The following is a 17,066-nucleotide window of genomic DNA, read 5'->3' on the forward strand; positions in this document are numbered from 1 at the left end:
AAGCTCAAAATTATCCTTTGACTGAAATTGAACGAATGACGATCAAAGAAAATCGGAAACTGCATTTAGTAGGAGAACCAAAAGAAATAGCTGTACGTTTAAATGAGGAACAAGCTCATTACGGATTTGATGAAGCGATGATCTGCAGTATTCCGCATTCACAAGAAAAACGGTTAGATGTTTACCGGTTATTAGCAAAAGAACTTCTTTAAAAAGTGAAAAAGAAAAGAAGATGGAATCGATTATCTCATTCCCTCTTCTTTTTTTTGTTGTAGTGTAGCATAGGACAGTATAAAAAATGTAGAAAAATAGGGAGTGATCAAACTTTTTTTAGAATGTCAGCTTGTTTTGCAATTGATAAAGAAGGAAATGTTAGCTAGAAGCGGTCTAGCAGACAAAAGCAGCAGAAAAAATCAGGAAAAAGCTCTTATCCAAGGGACAAAGAGCTTTTCTGCCTCTAGTCATCAAATAAATTTAAATCGAGTTGTTGAGGGCCTAATTGATCAAAAGTAAGATCGAGCATCTTTTGTAAATATTTTGCATTAGCGGCTGCGTGTCCGCCGGAGTTGTTATTGAAAATGACGGCTACTTCTTTAGAATCTTTTTCCAGCGCATGAATGATGGGCACAAAACTAGCCAGCTCTGCTTGACTATAATCATAGAAAGTCCGTTTTTCGCGCCAATCCGGTCCATTCGCATGCAACCAGCCTTCATAATTGCGTCCATGTAAACGTAATAAAGTTAACTCTTTATTTGTGGCTGTTGCAATCATCGGGATGCTGTTGCCCGGGGTTTGTGGTTGATCAATGACCGCATGGATGAACTGCTGCTGTTCTAAGAATGTTAATGTCAACGGTTGGTTTTCTTCGTTGAACCAGCTAAAATGACGAAATTCAACAGCGACAGGCAAATCCCCCATCCATTGACGTATGTTTCTTAAATACGACAGGTTTTCTTCTGAATAATGGAAAAACGGCGGGAATTGGAATAAAAAAGCCTTTATCCTATGCGCGCTGATCATGGGTTCAAATGTAGCAAGATATTGTTGGAACATGGCTTCTTCTGAAGGAAAGAAATCGAGCCATTCTTTGTGTTTTGTCATTGCTTGGAAAGCTTTAGGGATAAATTGAAAGGCATCAGGAGTTTTTTCTATCCAGCTTAAAATATTTTTTGCTGGCGGAATAGCGTAAAAACTCGTATCCAGTTCAACAAAAGGAAAATGTGTAGCATAATCTTCTAATTTGCGTGATTTATGAGTGACTAATAGTTCATGATCACTCCAACCGGTTAAACCTATGGTAATCATTTATGGAAAACTCCTTTCTTAAAAAAGTTCCTGCTTTTATTGTACCGTATTTGAAGCAAAGAAAGAAAAAAAGAGCTTTAAAGATTTAAAAACACGAGAAATGTTTCACGGGAAACATTTACATTTGAAAGGTAAAAAAGTAGAATACTTCTTATAAACGGTTAGGATAGAGAAGTAGTTTTGTTGCGCAGGGAATGAGAGCAGAACAATTTTAAAAAATAACCATTTATTCTTAAATAAAATGCTGAAAAAAGGACAGCAGAGGTAGAGAAATCTACAGGAAACACCTTATTCTGCTCTATTTCTATGGTATACTAATTTAGGATTGTTCTAAACGATTAGTTCAAAGATGAAAGACAAGCAGCAAGAAAAACAAACCAAGATAAGACAACTAATCACTGATAAAGTTGAGAATAAATTTAGGAGGCACTTATGGTGACTGAAAGAAATACTTTTTACATTACAACGCCCATTTATTATCCAAGTGGAAGACTCCACATCGGCAATGCGTATTCTACGATTGCGTGCGATGTGATGGCTCGTTACAAGAGAATGCTTGATTTTGATGTTTTTTACCTTACCGGAAGTGACGAACACGGGCAAAAGATTGAAAATAAAGCAGCAGAATTAAACATTACTCCTCAAGAATACGTAGACCAAATGGCGCATGATATGCAAGAGCTATGGAAACTATTGGAAATCAGCAATGACAAATTTATCCGGACGACTGATCCGGTTCACGAAAAAGTAGTCGCTGATATTTTTGAACGTTTCTTAGCTCAAGGAGATATCTATTTAGATGAATATGAAGGCTGGTATTCGGTTCCGGACGAAACATTCTATACAGAGACTCAATTAGAGGATGTAGAACGTGATGCAGATGGCAATATTATTGGTGGTAAATCTCCTGATAGCGGGCATCCTGTAGAATTGGTCAAAGAAGAATCTTACTTTTTCAAGATGAGCAAATATGCAGATCGTTTGTTAGCTTATTATGAAGAACATCCTGATTTTATTCAGCCAGAATCACGCAAAAACGAAATGATCAATAATTTTATTAAACCCGGTTTAGAAGACTTAGCTGTTTCACGGACAACTTTTTCTTGGGGAATCAAAGTGCCAAGCAACCCAAAACACGTGATTTACGTTTGGATCGACGCTTTGGCTAATTACATTACAGCATTAGGCTATGGCACAGAAGATACGGCTTTATTTGATAAATTTTGGCCAGCAGACGTGCATATGGTAGGGAAAGAAATCGTGCGTTTCCATACGATTTACTGGCCGATCATGTTGATGGCGCTAGAACTGCCATTACCCAAAAAAATATTCGGCCATGGCTGGTTATTGATGAAAGACGGCAAAATGTCTAAATCAAAAGGAAATGTTGTCTATCCAGAAATGTTAGTGGAACGTTACGGCCTCGATTCTTTGCGTTATTACTTGATGCGGGAAGTTTCATTTGGCAGCGACGGCGTGTTTACTCCAGAAGATTTTGTCTCTCGAGTGAATTATGATTTAGCGAATGATTTAGGCAATTTATTGAATCGGACCATTGCTATGATCAATAAATACTTCAAAGGATCGGTTCCAGCTTACACAGGAAATGTTACAGCTTTTGATGAAGTTCTGAAAAAGACAGCTGAAGAAGCAGTTGCGGATTACCAAGTTGAAATGGAAAACATGCAATTCAGCAGTGCTTTGAGTGCGGTTTGGACATTGATTTCGAGAGCGAACAAGTATATTGATGAAACAGAACCGTGGAAATTGGCTAAAGACGAAGAGAAAAAAGCTGAATTGGCTAGTGTTATGGTTCATTTAGCAGAAAGCCTGCGTGTTTCTGCAATTTTACTTCAACCTTTCTTAACGCATGCACCAAAAGCTATCTTCACACAATTAGGCATAGAGGATGAAGCAGCAAGAGATTGGGCAACTGTACAATTCGGCAGCTTCCCGGAACAAGCGCAAGTTGTTCCAAAAGGTACTCCAATTTTCCCACGTTTGGATATAGAGGAAGAAGTAGCTTATATTAAAGCTCAAATGGATAGCGGAACAGTTGGAGAAGAGGAAGAAATTCCATCTGAATGGGATCCAACTGAAACAACATTGGCATCAGCTAAAGAAAAACAAATTAAATATGATGATTTTGATAAAGTTGAACTGAAAGTAGCAGAAGTGATTGATTGCGGGAAAGTTGAAGGGGCAGATAAACTATTGAAGTTCCGTTTGGATGCCGGAGATGAAGGACACCGTCAAATTCTTTCCGGAATTGCGGAATGGTACCCGGATCCTGCAGCTTTGATTGGTAAAAAAGTCGTGATCGTTGCTAACTTAAAACCACGTAAAATGCGGGGAGAAATTAGCCAAGGCATGATTCTGTCAGCTGAAAAAGACGGAAAACTCCAAATCATTGAAGCGCCAAAAGATGCACCGAATGGATCTGAAGTTGCGTAAGTAGCTAAATAAAATGAACACCCTGCTGAAGAATGTTTAGCAGGGTGTTCAACTAACAAATAAAGAAAGGATGAGAACCGTGTTATTTGATACACATACTCATTTAAATGCAGAAGAATTTGATGCAGAAGTTCCTGAAACGGTTCAAAGAGCAAGAGAAAACGATGTTGCACGAATGGCTGTGGTAGGATTCGATACAGCGACGATTGAAAAAACATTGGCGTTGAGCAAAGAGTACAAAGATATCTACAGCATTATTGGCTGGCATCCAACTGAAAGTTATTTGTATACAGAAAGTATCGAAGAACAACTATACCACCAATTGCAGTTGCCTAAAGTCGTAGCGATGGGAGAAATGGGATTGGATTACCATTGGGATACTTCGCCTAAGTCGACTCAAAAAGAAGTTTTTAGAAGACAATTGCAAATAGCGAAAGAATTAAAGTTGCCAGTCAGTATCCATATGCGGGATGCGATTGAAGACACGTATGCTCTTTTAAAAGAGGAGCATGTGGAAGACATCGGCGGAATTATGCACAGTTTCAGCGGCGACACATTGTGGATGGAACGTTTTTTAGATTTAGGCATGCACATTTCATTAAGTGGAGTGGTCACATTTAAAAATGCACAAGAACCTAAAGATGTAGCCAAAGTAGTTCCTTTCGATAAATTATTGATTGAGACGGATGCTCCTTATTTAGCGCCTGTCCCATTTAGAGGCAAACGCAATGAGCCAGCTTATGTGAAATACGTTGCTGAAGAAATTGCGAAACTACGCGGTTGTACCTATGCAGAAGTAGCGGAGCAAACAATGAAAAATGCCAATCGTTTATTTGGGTTAGATGAATGGAAAAAATAAAAGAAATTATTGTTGTCGAGGGGCGTGACGATACACGTCGAATCCATGAATCAGTCGAAGCCGATACGATCGAAACAAATGGTTCTGCTATTAATGCAGAAACGCTGCAGCTGATTGCAAAAGCCCAAGAGACCAGAGGCGTAATCGTCTTTACCGATCCAGATTTTCCTGGAGAAAAGATCCGTAAAACGATCTCACGGGCCGTTCCGGGAGTGAAACATGCTTTTTTGACTACTACTGAAGCCAAGCCAAAAGGGCAGGGCAGTCTAGGTATTGAACATGCTTCCCCTGAAGCAATTCGCAAAGCTTTAGCCAAGAGTTATACAGAAGTTTTGGAACAAGAAACAGTGATTCCCCGTCAGTTACTGTTAGATGCGGGTTTGATTGTTGGGGATTTTGCACGAAAAAGACGCGAAAAACTAGGTGAACGGCTAAACATCGGGTATACGAACGGCAAGCAACTTCAAAAGAGATTGCAGATGTTTCAAATCTCGCCGGATGAAGTCATTCAAGCTATGCAACGGATTTTGGAGGAAGAAAATGACAAATCATAAAGATATCGCATCACCTATCAGAACGAAAGAAATTTTAAAGAAACACGGCTTTTCATTAAAGAAGAGTTTGGGTCAAAACTTCATTATTGATTCGAATATTTTAACAAAAATCGTTGAAACAGCTGGGTTGGATAAACAAACGAACGTCATTGAAGTAGGGCCTGGAATTGGAGCATTGACCGAACATTTGGCAAGAGCCAGCAAAGAAGTCATCGCGTTTGAGATTGATGACCGTCTATTGCCGGTTTTAGCAGACACGCTGAGTCCTTATGACAATGTAACGATTCTTCACAACGATGTATTGCAAGTGAATTTAAAAGAGGTCGTAGGAGAGAAACTAGATACGGAAGAACCTTTGATGGTGGTAGCCAACCTGCCCTATTATATTACCACGCCTATTATCATGTATTTTTTGGAATCTGCTCTTCGAATTGATGCATTAGTGGTGATGATGCAAAAAGAAGTAGCTGAGCGGATCACGGCAGCTCCTGGCAGCAAAGCTTATGGTTCGTTGTCAATTGCAGTTCAATACTATATGAATGCTGAAATTGCTTTTATTGTGCCGAAAACCGTTTTTGTCCCACAGCCGAATGTGGATTCTGCTATTATCAAACTAACACGCCGAGAAACCCCTAGTATTAAAGTAATGGACGAAGGAGTATTCTTTGAAATTACGCGTGCTGCCTTTGTGCAGCGACGAAAAACGTTATGGAACAACTTGTTAGGTAAATACGGCAAAGAAGAAGCAACAAAAGAAAAATTGATTGAAGCATTAGAGTACGCTGGAATCGATCCAAAACGTCGGGGAGAAACATTAAGCCTGGCTGAATTTGGAAAATTAGCAGATGGAATTTGCTTGAAATTATTAAAATAACGTTAAGAAAAATTAAATCAAGCCAACAAGTCCCTTAGCAATAAGCGATTTGCTGGCTTTGTTTATTAGAGAATTATTAGTTGCTTACTAGGTTTCTATGTGATATACTTGTTTATTTTTTCTCAGTATGTTATACTTGACAATAGATGAGTGAGGTGAAATTGATGCCAATTACATTAGCCAGTATCAAAGAAAAACTAGATCTTAAGTTAGGTAAGAAGATTATGTTGACCGCACAAGTTGGTCGCAAGAAAAAGACAGAGCGCAAAGGTACTTTAACTGAAACGTATCCTTCTGTTTTTGTTGTTGAGTTAGACCAAGAAGAAAATGCTTTTGAACGTGTTTCTTATAGTTATACAGATGTTTTGACTCAATCAGTAGAAATTCATTTTCTAGATGAAGAAAGTCTTCAATATGCTTAATCGTAAGACCACGAGCTGAAAACAAGCTCGTTTTTTTTTGCTGAAAAATAAAAAAAGTATTCAACTGTTTTTCTAATAGTTCCGTTAAATTCTGCTATTCATCCTTTGCAAATCGTTTTTTTTAGGCTAGTATGTTCTACAGACAAAAAACTTTTAAAAATGAAAGGAGGATAAGCATGAGTAAGGAAGTAATAGAAAAAGCACCGGCTAAAATCAATTTAAGTTTAGATGTGCTGCACAAACGAGAAGACGGCTTTCATGAACTTGAAATGGTGATGACGTCTATTGATCTAGCAGACCATTTGACCTTGAAATCTCTGCCTGAAGATAAAATCGTCATTCAATCGAATAACGGTTTTCTTCCGTTAGATCAAAGAAATCACGCATACAAAGCAGCCCTGTTAGTCAAAGAAACTTTCGGAATTCAACTGGGTGTAGAGATGCTGATTAAAAAGAAGATCCCGATTGCAGCGGGACTAGCAGGAGGAAGCAGTGATGCCGCAGCTACTCTTAGAGGGTTGAACCAATTGTGGAAGTTGGGTTTATCTTTAGATGAACTCGCTGCTTTAGGTGCTCAAGTAGGTTCAGATGTACCTTATTGCGTTTACGGCGGTACGGCATTTGCAACAGGACGCGGGGAAAAAATAGAGCGGTTAAGTGACATTCCCCAATGTTGGGTTGTATTAGTCAAACCTAAGAAAGGGATTTCAACCGGTACCGTGTTTAATGCGTTATCTTTTGAAACCCTTCAACACCCGGCTACACAATCCATGTTATCGGCTATTGAAAATCAAGACTATCTTAAAATGACACAATTGACCGGCAATGCGTTAGAAGAAACATCCATTATTCGACAACCGGCTATTGAAAAAATCAAGCAAAAAATGTTGTTATTTGGCGCTGACACTGCCTTAATGAGCGGCAGCGGGCCAACTATCTTTGCTCTTTGCCATAAATATTCCAGAGCGCAGCGTGTCTATAACGGACTAAAAGGTTTTTGTAATGAAGTTTATCTAGTTCGTACATTAAAATAAATCAGAAAGTGAAATGAGGCTCAGTCTTGTTTCACTTTTTTCTTGACGAATAATAACAAGAGTGATAAGCTACTAAAGAAATCTGTAAAAAGTAATCATTACGATTTGCCTAAGGAAAATCATATAGAAAAATGAAATAATGGATAAATAAGTAAAGCATGAGGACTGAAGAAGGAGCTCATGCACTTTTTATGCTTCGCATACTGTAGCTGTAAATGTAAAAGTTAGTAAAGAAAGAAGGAATCAAAGATGCATTATATTGAAGTAAAAGATTTATCTTTTTACTATGATGAAGAACCTGTTTTGGAAAACATCTCTTTTACGGTTGATGCAGGAGAATTTGTCATGTTGACAGGTGAAAATGGAGCAGCAAAATCAACTTTGCTGCGAAATGTCTTAGGCTTATTAACACCCAATAAAGGCACCGCGGTTATTGCTCCCGTTAATACGAGAAATGAAAAATTAGCAATTGGATATATTCCTCAACAAGTTGCTTCTTTTAATGTCGGTTTTCCTAGCACCGTCTTGGAATTGGTCCGTTCAGGGCGTTACCAACGCGGCAAATGGTTTAAGCGATTAGATGCTGAAGACGAAGAACACGTTGAACGTTCATTAAAATCAGTTGGAATGTGGAAAATGCGCCATAAAAAAATTGGCGAATTGTCTGGTGGACAAAAACAACGCATATCATTGGCACGCATTTTTGCTACTGATCCTGATTTATTTGTGCTGGATGAACCCACAACAGGAATGGACGTTGATTCTCGCCGTGAATTTTATGAGTTGCTCAAACACAATAGTAAAGTACATGGAAAAGGGATCTTGATGGTTACACATGACCATGAAGATATTAAACAGTATGCTGATCGTCACATTCAATTGATTCGAAAGGAGGATTCCCCATGGAGATGTTTTTCTATGGATTCATGCAGCGAGCCTTCCAAGCTTCATTCTTGATTGCCATCATTGCTCCAATTCTAGGCCTGTTCTTGATTCTCAGAAGACAATCCTTAATGGCTGATACGTTGTCACATATTTCATTAGCTGGAATTGCACTGGGCTTGTTATTGAATATTAATCCAACGATTATGACATTGCTGATCGTCGTGATAGCTGCAGTAGCTATCGACTACTTGCGCATGCTGTACAAGTCTTATTCTGAGATTTCCATCGCGATTATGATGTCAGCAGGTATGGCGGTAGCCTTAGTTTTAATGAGTTTAAATGACGGTGGCTCAAGTACAAGTGTCCAACAATACTTATTTGGTTCGATTGTAACAATCAGTCAGGAACAAGTTCACTTGTTGATGGCCCTATTTGTGATGGTAGTCGGCTTGTATTTAGTTTTCCGCAAACCGCCGGATTACCGGTGAAATGGATGTCGATTATTTTTAATGTCATTACAGGAGTGACCATCGCTGTAATTATGCCGATTGTTGGAGCTTTATTGGTTTCAGCTATTATCATTTTACCCGCAGCGATTGCGATGAGACTAAGCAAAAGTTTTAACTTAGTGATTGTTGTAGGCATTGTGATCGGCATTATCGGAATGGTCACAGGATTGACTACTTCCTATCAATACGGGACGCCACCAGGAGCTACGATCACTTTAATCTTTATTTTTATTTTTATTTTAACAACTATTATAAAAAAAATAGCCAATCAAATAAAATATAAAAAAAGCCGGCATTCTTAAAACACTGGCTGAGTAAAAAAGCGAATCCGAAAGTTCGCTTTTTTTTTATGAGAAATTAATAATAAAAACGAACAATTATTTTTTTAAAAGCAAAAATAGCTACCTTTTTTAGCTAAATACGATTATAATAAGTACAACCGTTTTAAAAGAACGAAGCTATAACAGCTAATTATAAAGAGGTGAAAGATTTGAAAGTAAAAAGAAGCGAACGATTAATCGATATGACTCGTTACTTATTAGAGAAACCCCATACACTAGTATCTTTAACATATTTTGCGAACCGTTACGATTCAGCTAAGTCTTCTATTAGTGAAGATTTGACAATCATTAAGAAGACATTCAAAGAACGCGGTACAGGCACTTTGGAAACTGTTCCGGGAGCAGCCGGCGGAGTACGATACATTCCTGAAATTATGGAAGATGAAGCAAAAGAATTCATTGAAGAAATGTGCGAACGCTTATCAGAAGCAAACCGTTTGTTACCAGGAGGGTATGTGTATTTATCTGATCTATTGGGAGAACCGCAGACCTTACGTCAAATAGGAAAAATCATTGCTTCGCAATATTTGAATGATTCAATCGATGCAGTGATGACGGTAGCAACAAAGGGTGTACCGATAGCTCAAGCTGTCTCTAGTTATTTAAATGTACCGTTTGTTATGGTTCGACGTGATTCAAAAATCACAGAAGGTTCGACTGTTAGCATCAATTACGTTTCAGGTTCATCTGAAAGAGTGGAAAAGATGGAGTTGTCGAAGCGCAGTTTAAAACGCGGTTCGCGAGTATTGATTGTGGATGACTTCATGAAAGGCGGCGGAACCGTTAATGGAATGAAGAGCCTGATCGAAGAATTTGAAGCAGAATTAGTGGGAGTAACTGTTTTCGCAGAATCTACTTTCAGCGGTAATCGGATGATTGATGATTATACTTCTCTTTTGTGTGTTGATGAGGTAGATATTCGAGATAAAACCATTCATGTTGCGCCAGGAAATTATTTTAAAGCCAAACACAAATAATTAAAAAAAGTTTGAAACAATTCTGATAAAAGAAATTGTTCCAAACTTTTTTGGTGTTGGTAAGTAACTAACTATGCCTTTGCTCTTTTTAGTCAGGTAAGGATTCAAAAGCCAGTTTTCGAATCACGTCTCTTTGGTGGGGATAGGCTTCAAGCAATTGATCTTGGGTAAACAATTCAAAATCTTGGTAATCGAAACCGGGAGCGACCATACAGCTGACCAATGCATAATCGCCGTTTTCTTCAATACTAGAGCCGAAAATTACTCCTTTTGGGACAGTGTATTGTAAAACTTCCTTGTTTTCAATGGAAGTCCCTAGTTTAACTTGCTCATAGTAGCCGTCTGGATACAGCAAGTGAATCGTTAAGGGATCTCCGGCGTGAAAGTACCAGATTTCATCAGACTTTAAACGATGGAAATGGGAAGGACTTTCTTGACTTAATAAAAAATAAATACTGGTATACAATGGCCGCTCCCGTTGATCTTTAGTAGTTATCTGTTCAGCTGGCTGAGGAACGGTTTTAAAATAACCGCCTTCAGGGTGCGGAAGTAAGTTTAAGTGTTCAATCCAGTAGTTTTTGGATATTTGCATGTTTCTTCCTCCTTTTGAGCTTTTATCACAAATCCAGTATACAAGATGCTGAAGGAAGACAACAGCTTAAACAAAACCAAAGCCGATTAAAGAAACGCAGAAAAAATGGCTTCTCTTGCTTGTTAGAAACGTTGAGTTGCGTGAGGCACAAGGGAGTAGACCTTGAAAATAAGGTCTTTTTAAGCTATTATTGAAGAGCTAAACTAAAGTTATTTGTAAAGAAATCAAAAGTAAGTGAATAGATGAAACCACTGAGTAATGAAATGAAGAAACAAAGGATGGGAGTCGCTAAAATGACACAGAGATATGCAATCGTATTAGCAGCAGGACAAGGTTCACGTATGAAATCAAAGTTGTATAAAGTATTGCATCCAGTAGCAGGCAAACCGATGGTAGGGCATGTAATTGATCAAGTCGAAGCTGCCGGTACAGAAAAAATCGTTACGATCGTTGGGTATGGTGCTGAAAAAGTAAAAGATTACTTAGGAGAACGCACAGAGTATGCTTTACAAGAAGAACAATTAGGAACAGGGCATGCTGTTGTGCAAGCTGAAATGCATTTGAAAGATAAAGAGGGAATCACATTAGTTATCTGTGGAGATACACCTTTATTGACAGCAGAAACATTAAATAACTTATTTACTTATCATCAAGCACAAAACGCAAAAGCTACGATTTTAACAGCACATGCAGATGACCCAACAGGTTATGGCCGAGTGATACGAAATGAAAATGGATCGGTAGAAAAAATCGTAGAACAAAAAGACGCAACCCCATCAGAAAGATTAGTTCAAGAAATCAATACGGGAACGTATTGTTTTGATAATCGTTTACTGTTTGAGGCGCTTTCGCAAGTCGGCAATGACAATGCTCAAGGAGAATATTATTTGCCAGATGTGATTGAAATCCTAAAGAACCAAAATGAAACTGTTGATGCTTATAAAATGCCGAATGAAGCAGAAGGCATGGGGGTTAATGATCGAGTAGCTTTAGCTGAAGCAACTTCGCTTATGCGTCAGCGTATCAACAGAATGCATATGCAAAACGGGGTAACCTTGATTGACCCAGCGACAACTTATATCGATAGCGAAGTAACAATCGGTGCAGATACTGTTATCGAACCAAATGTTTCTTTAAAAGGACAAACCGTTATTGGTGAAGATTGTTTTATCGGAGCTAATTCAGAAGTCTTAAATAGTACTCTTGGCGACGGTGTCCGTGTGACCAGTTCAACTATCAAAGATTCTATTATGGAAAAAGCGAGCAATATAGGACCCTATAGTCATTTGCGTCCCAATAGCCGTGTTGGAGAAGCTGTCCATATCGGCAACTTTGTTGAAATCAAAAATGCCACTATTGGAGCAACAACTAAAGTTGGTCACTTAACTTATGTCGGAGATGCTGATTTAGGCAAAAATATCAACATTGGCTGCGGCACAATTTTTGTAAATTATGATGGCAAAAACAAACACCGTACAACGGTTGGCGACAACGTGTTTATTGGGTGCAATGCCAATTTAATTGCTCCGCTTAGGGTCGAAAAGAATGCTTACATTGCTGCTGGGTCAACCATTACTAAAGATGTACCTACTGAAGCTATGGCGATTGGCAGAGTCCGTCAAGAAAATAAGTTGGACTACTTCAATAAATTACCACATTAAAAACGAGCAAAAAATTGAAACAAAGTGAGAATTTACTTGATTTCTTCGTGGAAAATGCATAGTATTAAAGTGAGGAATAAAGGTATTTTTTTGAAAATAAAGAAAGTGGAGGTCACTATGTCAGAACATTATTTTGATCCAAAGTTAAAGATTTTTGCGTTAAACTCAAACAGACCCTTAGCAGAAAAAATTGCTAAAGAAGTAGGAGTAGAATTAGGAAAACTCTCAGTGGATCAGTTCAGCGATGGAGAAATTCGGATCAATATTGAAGAAAGTATTCGGGGGGACCATGTTTATATTATTCAGTCAACTTCTAGTCCAGTAAACGACAATTTGATGGAAATGTTGATTATGATCGATGCCTTAAAACGAGCAAGTGCTAAAACAGTAAACTTAGTCATTCCTTATTATGGCTACGCTAGACAAGACCGTAAAGCTCGTTCAAGAGAACCGATTACTGCTAAGTTAGTAGCGAATATGATAACAGCTGCAGGTGCAGACCGCATTCTGACATTAGATTTACATGCTTCACAAATACAAGGATTCTTTGATATGCCAGTAGATCATTTGCTGGGAGCATCTCTTTTAGCTAATTACTTCTTAAATTGCGGCCTTGAAAAAGAAGATATCGTTGTCGTTTCACCAGATCATGGTGGAGTCACACGTGCTCGTAAACTAGCGGAATTCTTAAAAGCACCGATTGCTATTATTGATAAACGCCGGCCAAAAGCAAATGTTGCAGAAGTGATGAATATCATTGGTTCTGTTGAAGGCAAAAAATGCATTTTAATTGATGACATGATCGATACTGCCGGAACCATTACGTTAGCTGCTAAAGCATTGGAAGAAGCTGGAGCTACGGAAGTCTATGCTTGCTGCACGCATCCTGTTTTATCTGGCCCAGCTATTGAGCGTATTCAAAACTCAGCCATCAAACAATTGGTAGTAACGGATTCTATCTTCCTTCCTGAAGAGAAAAAAATCGATAAAATCGTTGAAATTAGTGTTAGTGCCTTAATGGCAGATGCCATTAAACGGATTCATGAAAATAAATCTGTCAGTCCACTTTTTGAAAGAAAATTTAAAGAAAATCACTAAAAACACAGCCAACTTAAAAAGTGATAAGAAGGTAGTTCCTTCTTATCGCTTTTTTTCGCGTGATTTGATAAACTGCCAAAGAGAATGGTCTTGTTGAGCGGTAAAAAGGTTGTTACAATAGGAGCAATTGATATACAGTGCAAAAAAAGAGTACGAAGGATGAATGGAGCTAGTCTCGATGAATAAATTGAAAGAATATACAAAGTTAGTTCGCCCCTTAGATATCGTTATTGTTGTGTTACTGTTGATCGGTTCATTTGTTCCTTATTATATTTTTAGCAAGCAACAAATGGCCATGGATGAAACAAGCGAAGTAGTTGCAGTTATTTCAATTAATGGAAAAGAAGTTAAACGTGTAACGTTAAATGAAGATACTCCGCATGAAGAATTTACTTTACACCCTGCAGATAAGCAATACAATATCATTGAAGTGAAAGGGAAAAAGATTCGCAATAAGGAAGATAATAGTCCCGATCAAATCGCCGTAAAAACTGGCTGGATCAGTAAACCGGGAGAAACAAGTATTTGTTTGCCCCATAAATTGATTATTGAAATAAAAGCTGTTACTCCTACAAAAGATTCTGAAGACGATGTGATTATTCCTCTCTAAAAGGGATGGGCAAATAAAAAGGAAGTTGAGGTTTTTTCTCTACTTCCTTTTTTTCTATGCCGATAAAAAGATAAATAAGGCTCAAGAAATAAAAAATAAAAGACTTGAATAAAAAAATGATAGCGCTTATAATGTTTTTGAGAGTTTCGAAACGTTTCGACAAATATTATATAGGAGTGATTCATTTGGATAAAAAAGAATTAGTTTTATTAGTTAAGAATATGACGATTGATGAAAAAATTGGACAACTACAACAATTAACAGGAAATTTTTATACAGATTCTGAAGCAGAAATTACAGGTCCGTTAAATGAAAACGGATTAACAACAGAAATGGTAGCAAATGCTGGTTCTATTTTAGGGTTATCTGGGGCTGAAGAATTAATTGAAATTCAAAAGAACTATTTGGAAAACAGCCGACTAAAGATTCCTTTATTATTTATGGCTGATATTATCCACGGATACCGGACAATTTTTCCGATTCCATTAGGTTTAGCCAGTTCATGGGACCCAATCTTAATGAAGGAAACTGCTGAAGTGGCTGCAAAAGAATCTGCTTTAAGTGGATTGCATGTAACATTTTCTCCAATGGTTGATTTAGTTCGTGATCCTCGTTGGGGAAGAGTAATGGAATCAACAGGTGAAGATCCTCTTTTGAATCGCCAATATGCAAAAGCTGCAGTTGAAGGATACCAAGGAGAAGATTTACGCAATGATTTAAATCGAATTGCAGCATGTGTCAAGCATTTTGCAGCGTACGGTGCTCCAGAAGGTGGGCGTGAATACAATACGGTAGATATGTCTGAAAGAATGTTACGGGATATGTATCTTCCATCTTACAAAGCAGCCATTGATGCTGGTTCAAAATTAGTAATGACTGCTTTTAATACCGTTGACAGCATTCCAGCCACTGCTAATAAAAAATTAAACCGTGATATTTTACGTGATGAATTTGGTTTTGATGGAGTTTTGATTTCTGATTGGGCTGCAATTAAAGAAGTAATTGCTCATGGAGTTGCAGGAAATGATAAGGAAGCTGCTAAACTAGCTTTAGAAGCTGGCGTTGATATTGAGATGATGACTTTTTGTTATCAACATTTTTTGAAAGATTTATTAGCAGAAGACTTGGTTTCTAACGATTTAGTCGATGAAGCAGTTTTACGGATTTTGGAATTAAAGGAGGATTTAGGTTTGTTTGAAAATCCTTATCGTGGAGCAGATGCTGAAGCTGAAGAACGTTGGGTGTTCAGTCAAGAACATCAAGCCGTTGCTGAACGTGCAGCAAATGAATCCATTGTCTTATTAAAAAATAAACAACAAGCTTTACCGATTGCAGAAACTGAAAAATTAGCTCTAATAGGTCCCTTTGTTGATAATGGCGAAATTTTAGGTACTTGGTCTTGGAAAGGAAACCCGAAAGAAACAGAAACGATTAAGACTGTTTTTGAACAAGAAGCTATACAAACAGAAACCAGTTATACACCTATGGCTGATGTAAATAACCTAACTCAAGGAGAATTAAATGATGCCCTTGCTGCAGCACAAAAAGCAGATAAATTGGTTCTTTTATTAGGTGAAAACTTTATGATGAGCGGAGAAGCTTCAAGTCGTACGAACATACAATTGCCGCAAGCTCAGCTCGATTTGATTACTGCATTAGCTGAATTGAATAAACCGATGATTTTAGTTTTATTTAATGGTCGTCCATTAGAGTTAACTGCAATTGAACCACAGTTTGAAGCGATTATTGAAGCTTGGTTTCCTGGAACAAAAGGTGCAAAATCGTTACATGATATTCTGTTTGGAAAAGTTAATCCAAGTGGCCGTTTAACGATGTCATTTCCTAGAAATGTAGGACAAGTTCCTATTTACTATAATCATTTTAATACAGGACGGCCGATTGACTACGGTGATTTAGAAAATAAATACGTTTCAAAATATTTGGACGTAGCTAATACGCCGCTCTATCCTTTCGGCTATGGACTAAGTTATACAACTTGTTCTTATGGAGCGCTTGTCTCAACTAAGGAAACCTATCAAGTGTCTGAAAAAATTGAAATTAGTCTAGATGTGACCAATGAAGGAAACAGAGAGACAAAAGAGACGGTGCAGTTGTATGTTCGCGATATAGTTGGCCAAGTTGTTCGTCCAGTAAAAGAACTAAAGGCCTATTATAAAATAGATTTAGCGCCAAATGAAACGAAAAAAATCAGCTTTTCATTAAATAGTAATGATCTAGCATATGTTCATTCAGACTTATCATTGGCAACAGATGCTGGTGAGTTTGAAATTATGGTTGGACCAAATAGTGAGGAAGTCCAAACTATTCTGATTCATTTAACTAAGTAGGAGGATTCCATGACAATTCAAGACACTAATTACATCGAATTAAAAAAAGACAATACAACTTTTCGCTTTTTAGCAACAGGTGATCTATTTGATGCCTACCATCATGACATAATGATCAATCAAGTGAAAAGCAATCCCATTGATGGGTCAATGAATAACTTATATTTACGATTTTTTGCAGAAAATGAAGTAACCGATGTTTATCCGCTGATTGGCGTTTTTAGTCAGAGCCAACTTAGTATGAATCAACAACAATTAAAATACACAGGACAAGTTAAAGGGATATCTTATGAGGTTCTATTTACCTTGGCTACTGAAAATACTTGGTTTTGGGATGTTACGTTAAATGGCAACAATCAAACGGTTGACATTATATACGGACAAGACATAGGAATAGCTTATACAGGAGCATTGCAGTCTAATGAAGCTTATACTTCACAATATTTAGATCACAAAGTGTTTGAAGAAGAAGGCTATTATACAATTGCTTCAAGACAAAACCAAAAACAAGGAGAAAATAATCCTTATTTAGAGCAAGGCTC

Annotated in this window: 14 protein-coding genes and 3 pseudogenes; 15 read left to right on the plus strand and 2 right to left on the minus strand. The window is 37.7% G+C overall.

All coding sequences use genetic code 11. From position 1 onward, the window contains the following. A pseudogene (locus RT405_RS06415) lies at window positions 1-212 on the plus strand (LLM class flavin-dependent oxidoreductase); the annotation flags it as partial. Between the two features lie 245 nt (window positions 213-457). Here the strand turns inward: RT405_RS06415 and RT405_RS06420 are convergent. Continuing rightward, window positions 458-1,306, minus strand: coding sequence for a DUF72 domain-containing protein (locus tag RT405_RS06420; protein WP_313468521.1), 849 nt, complete (start codon window positions 1,304-1,306; stop codon window positions 458-460). A gap of 435 nt (window positions 1,307-1,741) precedes the next feature. Between RT405_RS06420 and metG the strand changes: the two genes are divergently transcribed. The 9 genes and pseudogenes from metG to purR all read left to right on the plus strand — a co-directional run bounded on the left by metG (window position 1,742) and on the right by purR (window position 10,215). After that, window positions 1,742-3,760 (plus strand): methionine--tRNA ligase, encoded by a 2,019-nt coding sequence (gene metG, locus RT405_RS06425; protein ID WP_313468523.1) that lies wholly within the window; start codon window positions 1,742-1,744, stop codon window positions 3,758-3,760. Between the two features lie 79 nt (window positions 3,761-3,839). Further along, entirely contained in the window at window positions 3,840-4,619 is a 780-nt protein-coding gene (locus RT405_RS06430) for a TatD family hydrolase (RefSeq protein ID WP_313468525.1), read from the plus strand. Continuing rightward, entirely contained in the window at window positions 4,607-5,173 is a 567-nt protein-coding gene (rnmV, locus tag RT405_RS06435) for a ribonuclease M5 (RefSeq protein WP_313468527.1), read from the plus strand. The genes RT405_RS06430 and rnmV overlap by 13 nt, the downstream gene beginning before the upstream one ends. Continuing rightward, the gene (gene rsmA, locus RT405_RS06440; RefSeq protein WP_313468529.1) at window positions 5,160-6,047 is read left to right on the plus strand and encodes a 16S rRNA (adenine(1518)-N(6)/adenine(1519)-N(6))-dimethyltransferase RsmA; all 888 of its coding nucleotides are present in this window, start codon (window positions 5,160-5,162) and stop codon (window positions 6,045-6,047) included. Before rnmV ends, rsmA begins: the two co-directional genes overlap by 14 nt. Window positions 6,048-6,211: 164 nt before the next feature. Further along, complete coding sequence (locus RT405_RS06445) at window positions 6,212-6,469, plus strand: Veg family protein (protein WP_035030665.1); 258 nt, start codon at window positions 6,212-6,214, stop codon at window positions 6,467-6,469. Window positions 6,470-6,645: 176 nt separating this feature from the next. After that, window positions 6,646-7,503 carry a 4-(cytidine 5'-diphospho)-2-C-methyl-D-erythritol kinase gene (gene ispE / locus RT405_RS06450; protein WP_313468532.1) on the plus strand — a complete coding sequence of 286 codons (858 nt, stop codon included), beginning with the start codon at window positions 6,646-6,648 and terminating at the stop codon, window positions 7,501-7,503. Between the two features lie 249 nt (window positions 7,504-7,752). Then, complete coding sequence (locus tag RT405_RS06455; RefSeq protein WP_313468534.1) at window positions 7,753-8,460, plus strand: metal ABC transporter ATP-binding protein; 708 nt, start codon at window positions 7,753-7,755, stop codon at window positions 8,458-8,460. Further along, window positions 8,406-9,199 (plus strand): annotated as a pseudogene (locus RT405_RS06460) (metal ABC transporter permease). Before RT405_RS06455 ends, RT405_RS06460 begins: the two are co-directional and overlap by 55 nt. Before the next feature lie 188 nt (window positions 9,200-9,387). After that, the gene (purR, locus tag RT405_RS06465) at window positions 9,388-10,215 is read left to right on the plus strand and encodes a pur operon repressor (RefSeq protein WP_313468536.1); all 828 of its coding nucleotides are present in this window, start codon (window positions 9,388-9,390) and stop codon (window positions 10,213-10,215) included. A gap of 88 nt (window positions 10,216-10,303) precedes the next feature. Here purR and RT405_RS06470 read toward each other — a convergent pair whose 3' ends face one another. Further along, entirely contained in the window at window positions 10,304-10,807 is a 504-nt protein-coding gene (locus tag RT405_RS06470) for a cupin domain-containing protein (protein ID WP_313468538.1), read from the minus strand. A gap of 293 nt (window positions 10,808-11,100) precedes the next feature. Here RT405_RS06470 and glmU point away from each other — a divergent pair, with 293 nt between their 5' ends. The 5 genes and pseudogenes from glmU to RT405_RS06495 form a co-directional block, all read left to right on the plus strand. Further along, entirely contained in the window at window positions 11,101-12,468 is a 1,368-nt protein-coding gene (gene glmU / locus RT405_RS06475) for a bifunctional UDP-N-acetylglucosamine diphosphorylase/glucosamine-1-phosphate N-acetyltransferase GlmU (protein WP_313468540.1), read from the plus strand. A gap of 117 nt (window positions 12,469-12,585) precedes the next feature. Further along, the gene (locus RT405_RS06480; RefSeq protein ID WP_313468542.1) at window positions 12,586-13,566 is read left to right on the plus strand and encodes a ribose-phosphate diphosphokinase; all 981 of its coding nucleotides are present in this window, start codon (window positions 12,586-12,588) and stop codon (window positions 13,564-13,566) included. A gap of 178 nt (window positions 13,567-13,744) precedes the next feature. Continuing rightward, window positions 13,745-14,176 (plus strand): NusG domain II-containing protein, encoded by a 432-nt coding sequence (locus RT405_RS06485; RefSeq protein ID WP_313468544.1) that lies wholly within the window; start codon window positions 13,745-13,747, stop codon window positions 14,174-14,176. A 185-nt stretch (window positions 14,177-14,361) separates the two neighbouring features. Beyond that, window positions 14,362-16,524 carry a beta-glucosidase BglX gene (gene bglX, locus RT405_RS06490; RefSeq protein ID WP_313468546.1) on the plus strand — a complete coding sequence of 721 codons (2,163 nt, stop codon included), beginning with the start codon at window positions 14,362-14,364 and terminating at the stop codon, window positions 16,522-16,524. 9 nt (window positions 16,525-16,533) lie between these two features. Then, a pseudogene (locus tag RT405_RS06495) lies at window positions 16,534-17,066 on the plus strand (cellobiose phosphorylase); the annotation flags it as partial.

Source organism: Carnobacterium sp. (assembly GCF_032094055.1).
Taxonomy (GTDB): domain Bacteria; phylum Bacillota; class Bacilli; order Lactobacillales; family Carnobacteriaceae; genus Carnobacterium_A.

Excerpts from the sequence above, each read along its gene's own strand:
- ispE (WP_313468532.1), top strand. The coding sequence starts at position 6,646 with ATGAGTAAGGAAGTAATAGAAAAAGCACCGGCTAAAATCAATTTAAGT.
- RT405_RS06470 (WP_313468538.1), bottom strand. The coding sequence starts at position 10,807 with ATGCAAATATCCAAAAACTACTGGATTGAACACTTAAACTTACTTCCG.
- RT405_RS06455 (WP_313468534.1), top strand. The coding sequence starts at position 7,753 with ATGCATTATATTGAAGTAAAAGATTTATCTTTTTACTATGATGAAGAA.
- RT405_RS06480 (WP_313468542.1), top strand. The coding sequence starts at position 12,586 with ATGTCAGAACATTATTTTGATCCAAAGTTAAAGATTTTTGCGTTAAAC.
- rsmA (WP_313468529.1), top strand. The coding sequence starts at position 5,160 with ATGACAAATCATAAAGATATCGCATCACCTATCAGAACGAAAGAAATT.
- rnmV (WP_313468527.1), top strand. The coding sequence starts at position 4,607 with ATGGAAAAAATAAAAGAAATTATTGTTGTCGAGGGGCGTGACGATACA.
- RT405_RS06485 (WP_313468544.1), top strand. The coding sequence starts at position 13,745 with ATGAATAAATTGAAAGAATATACAAAGTTAGTTCGCCCCTTAGATATC.
- glmU (WP_313468540.1), top strand. The coding sequence starts at position 11,101 with ATGACACAGAGATATGCAATCGTATTAGCAGCAGGACAAGGTTCACGT.
- RT405_RS06420 (WP_313468521.1), bottom strand. The coding sequence starts at position 1,306 with ATGATTACCATAGGTTTAACCGGTTGGAGTGATCATGAACTATTAGTC.
- RT405_RS06445 (WP_035030665.1), top strand. The coding sequence starts at position 6,212 with ATGCCAATTACATTAGCCAGTATCAAAGAAAAACTAGATCTTAAGTTA.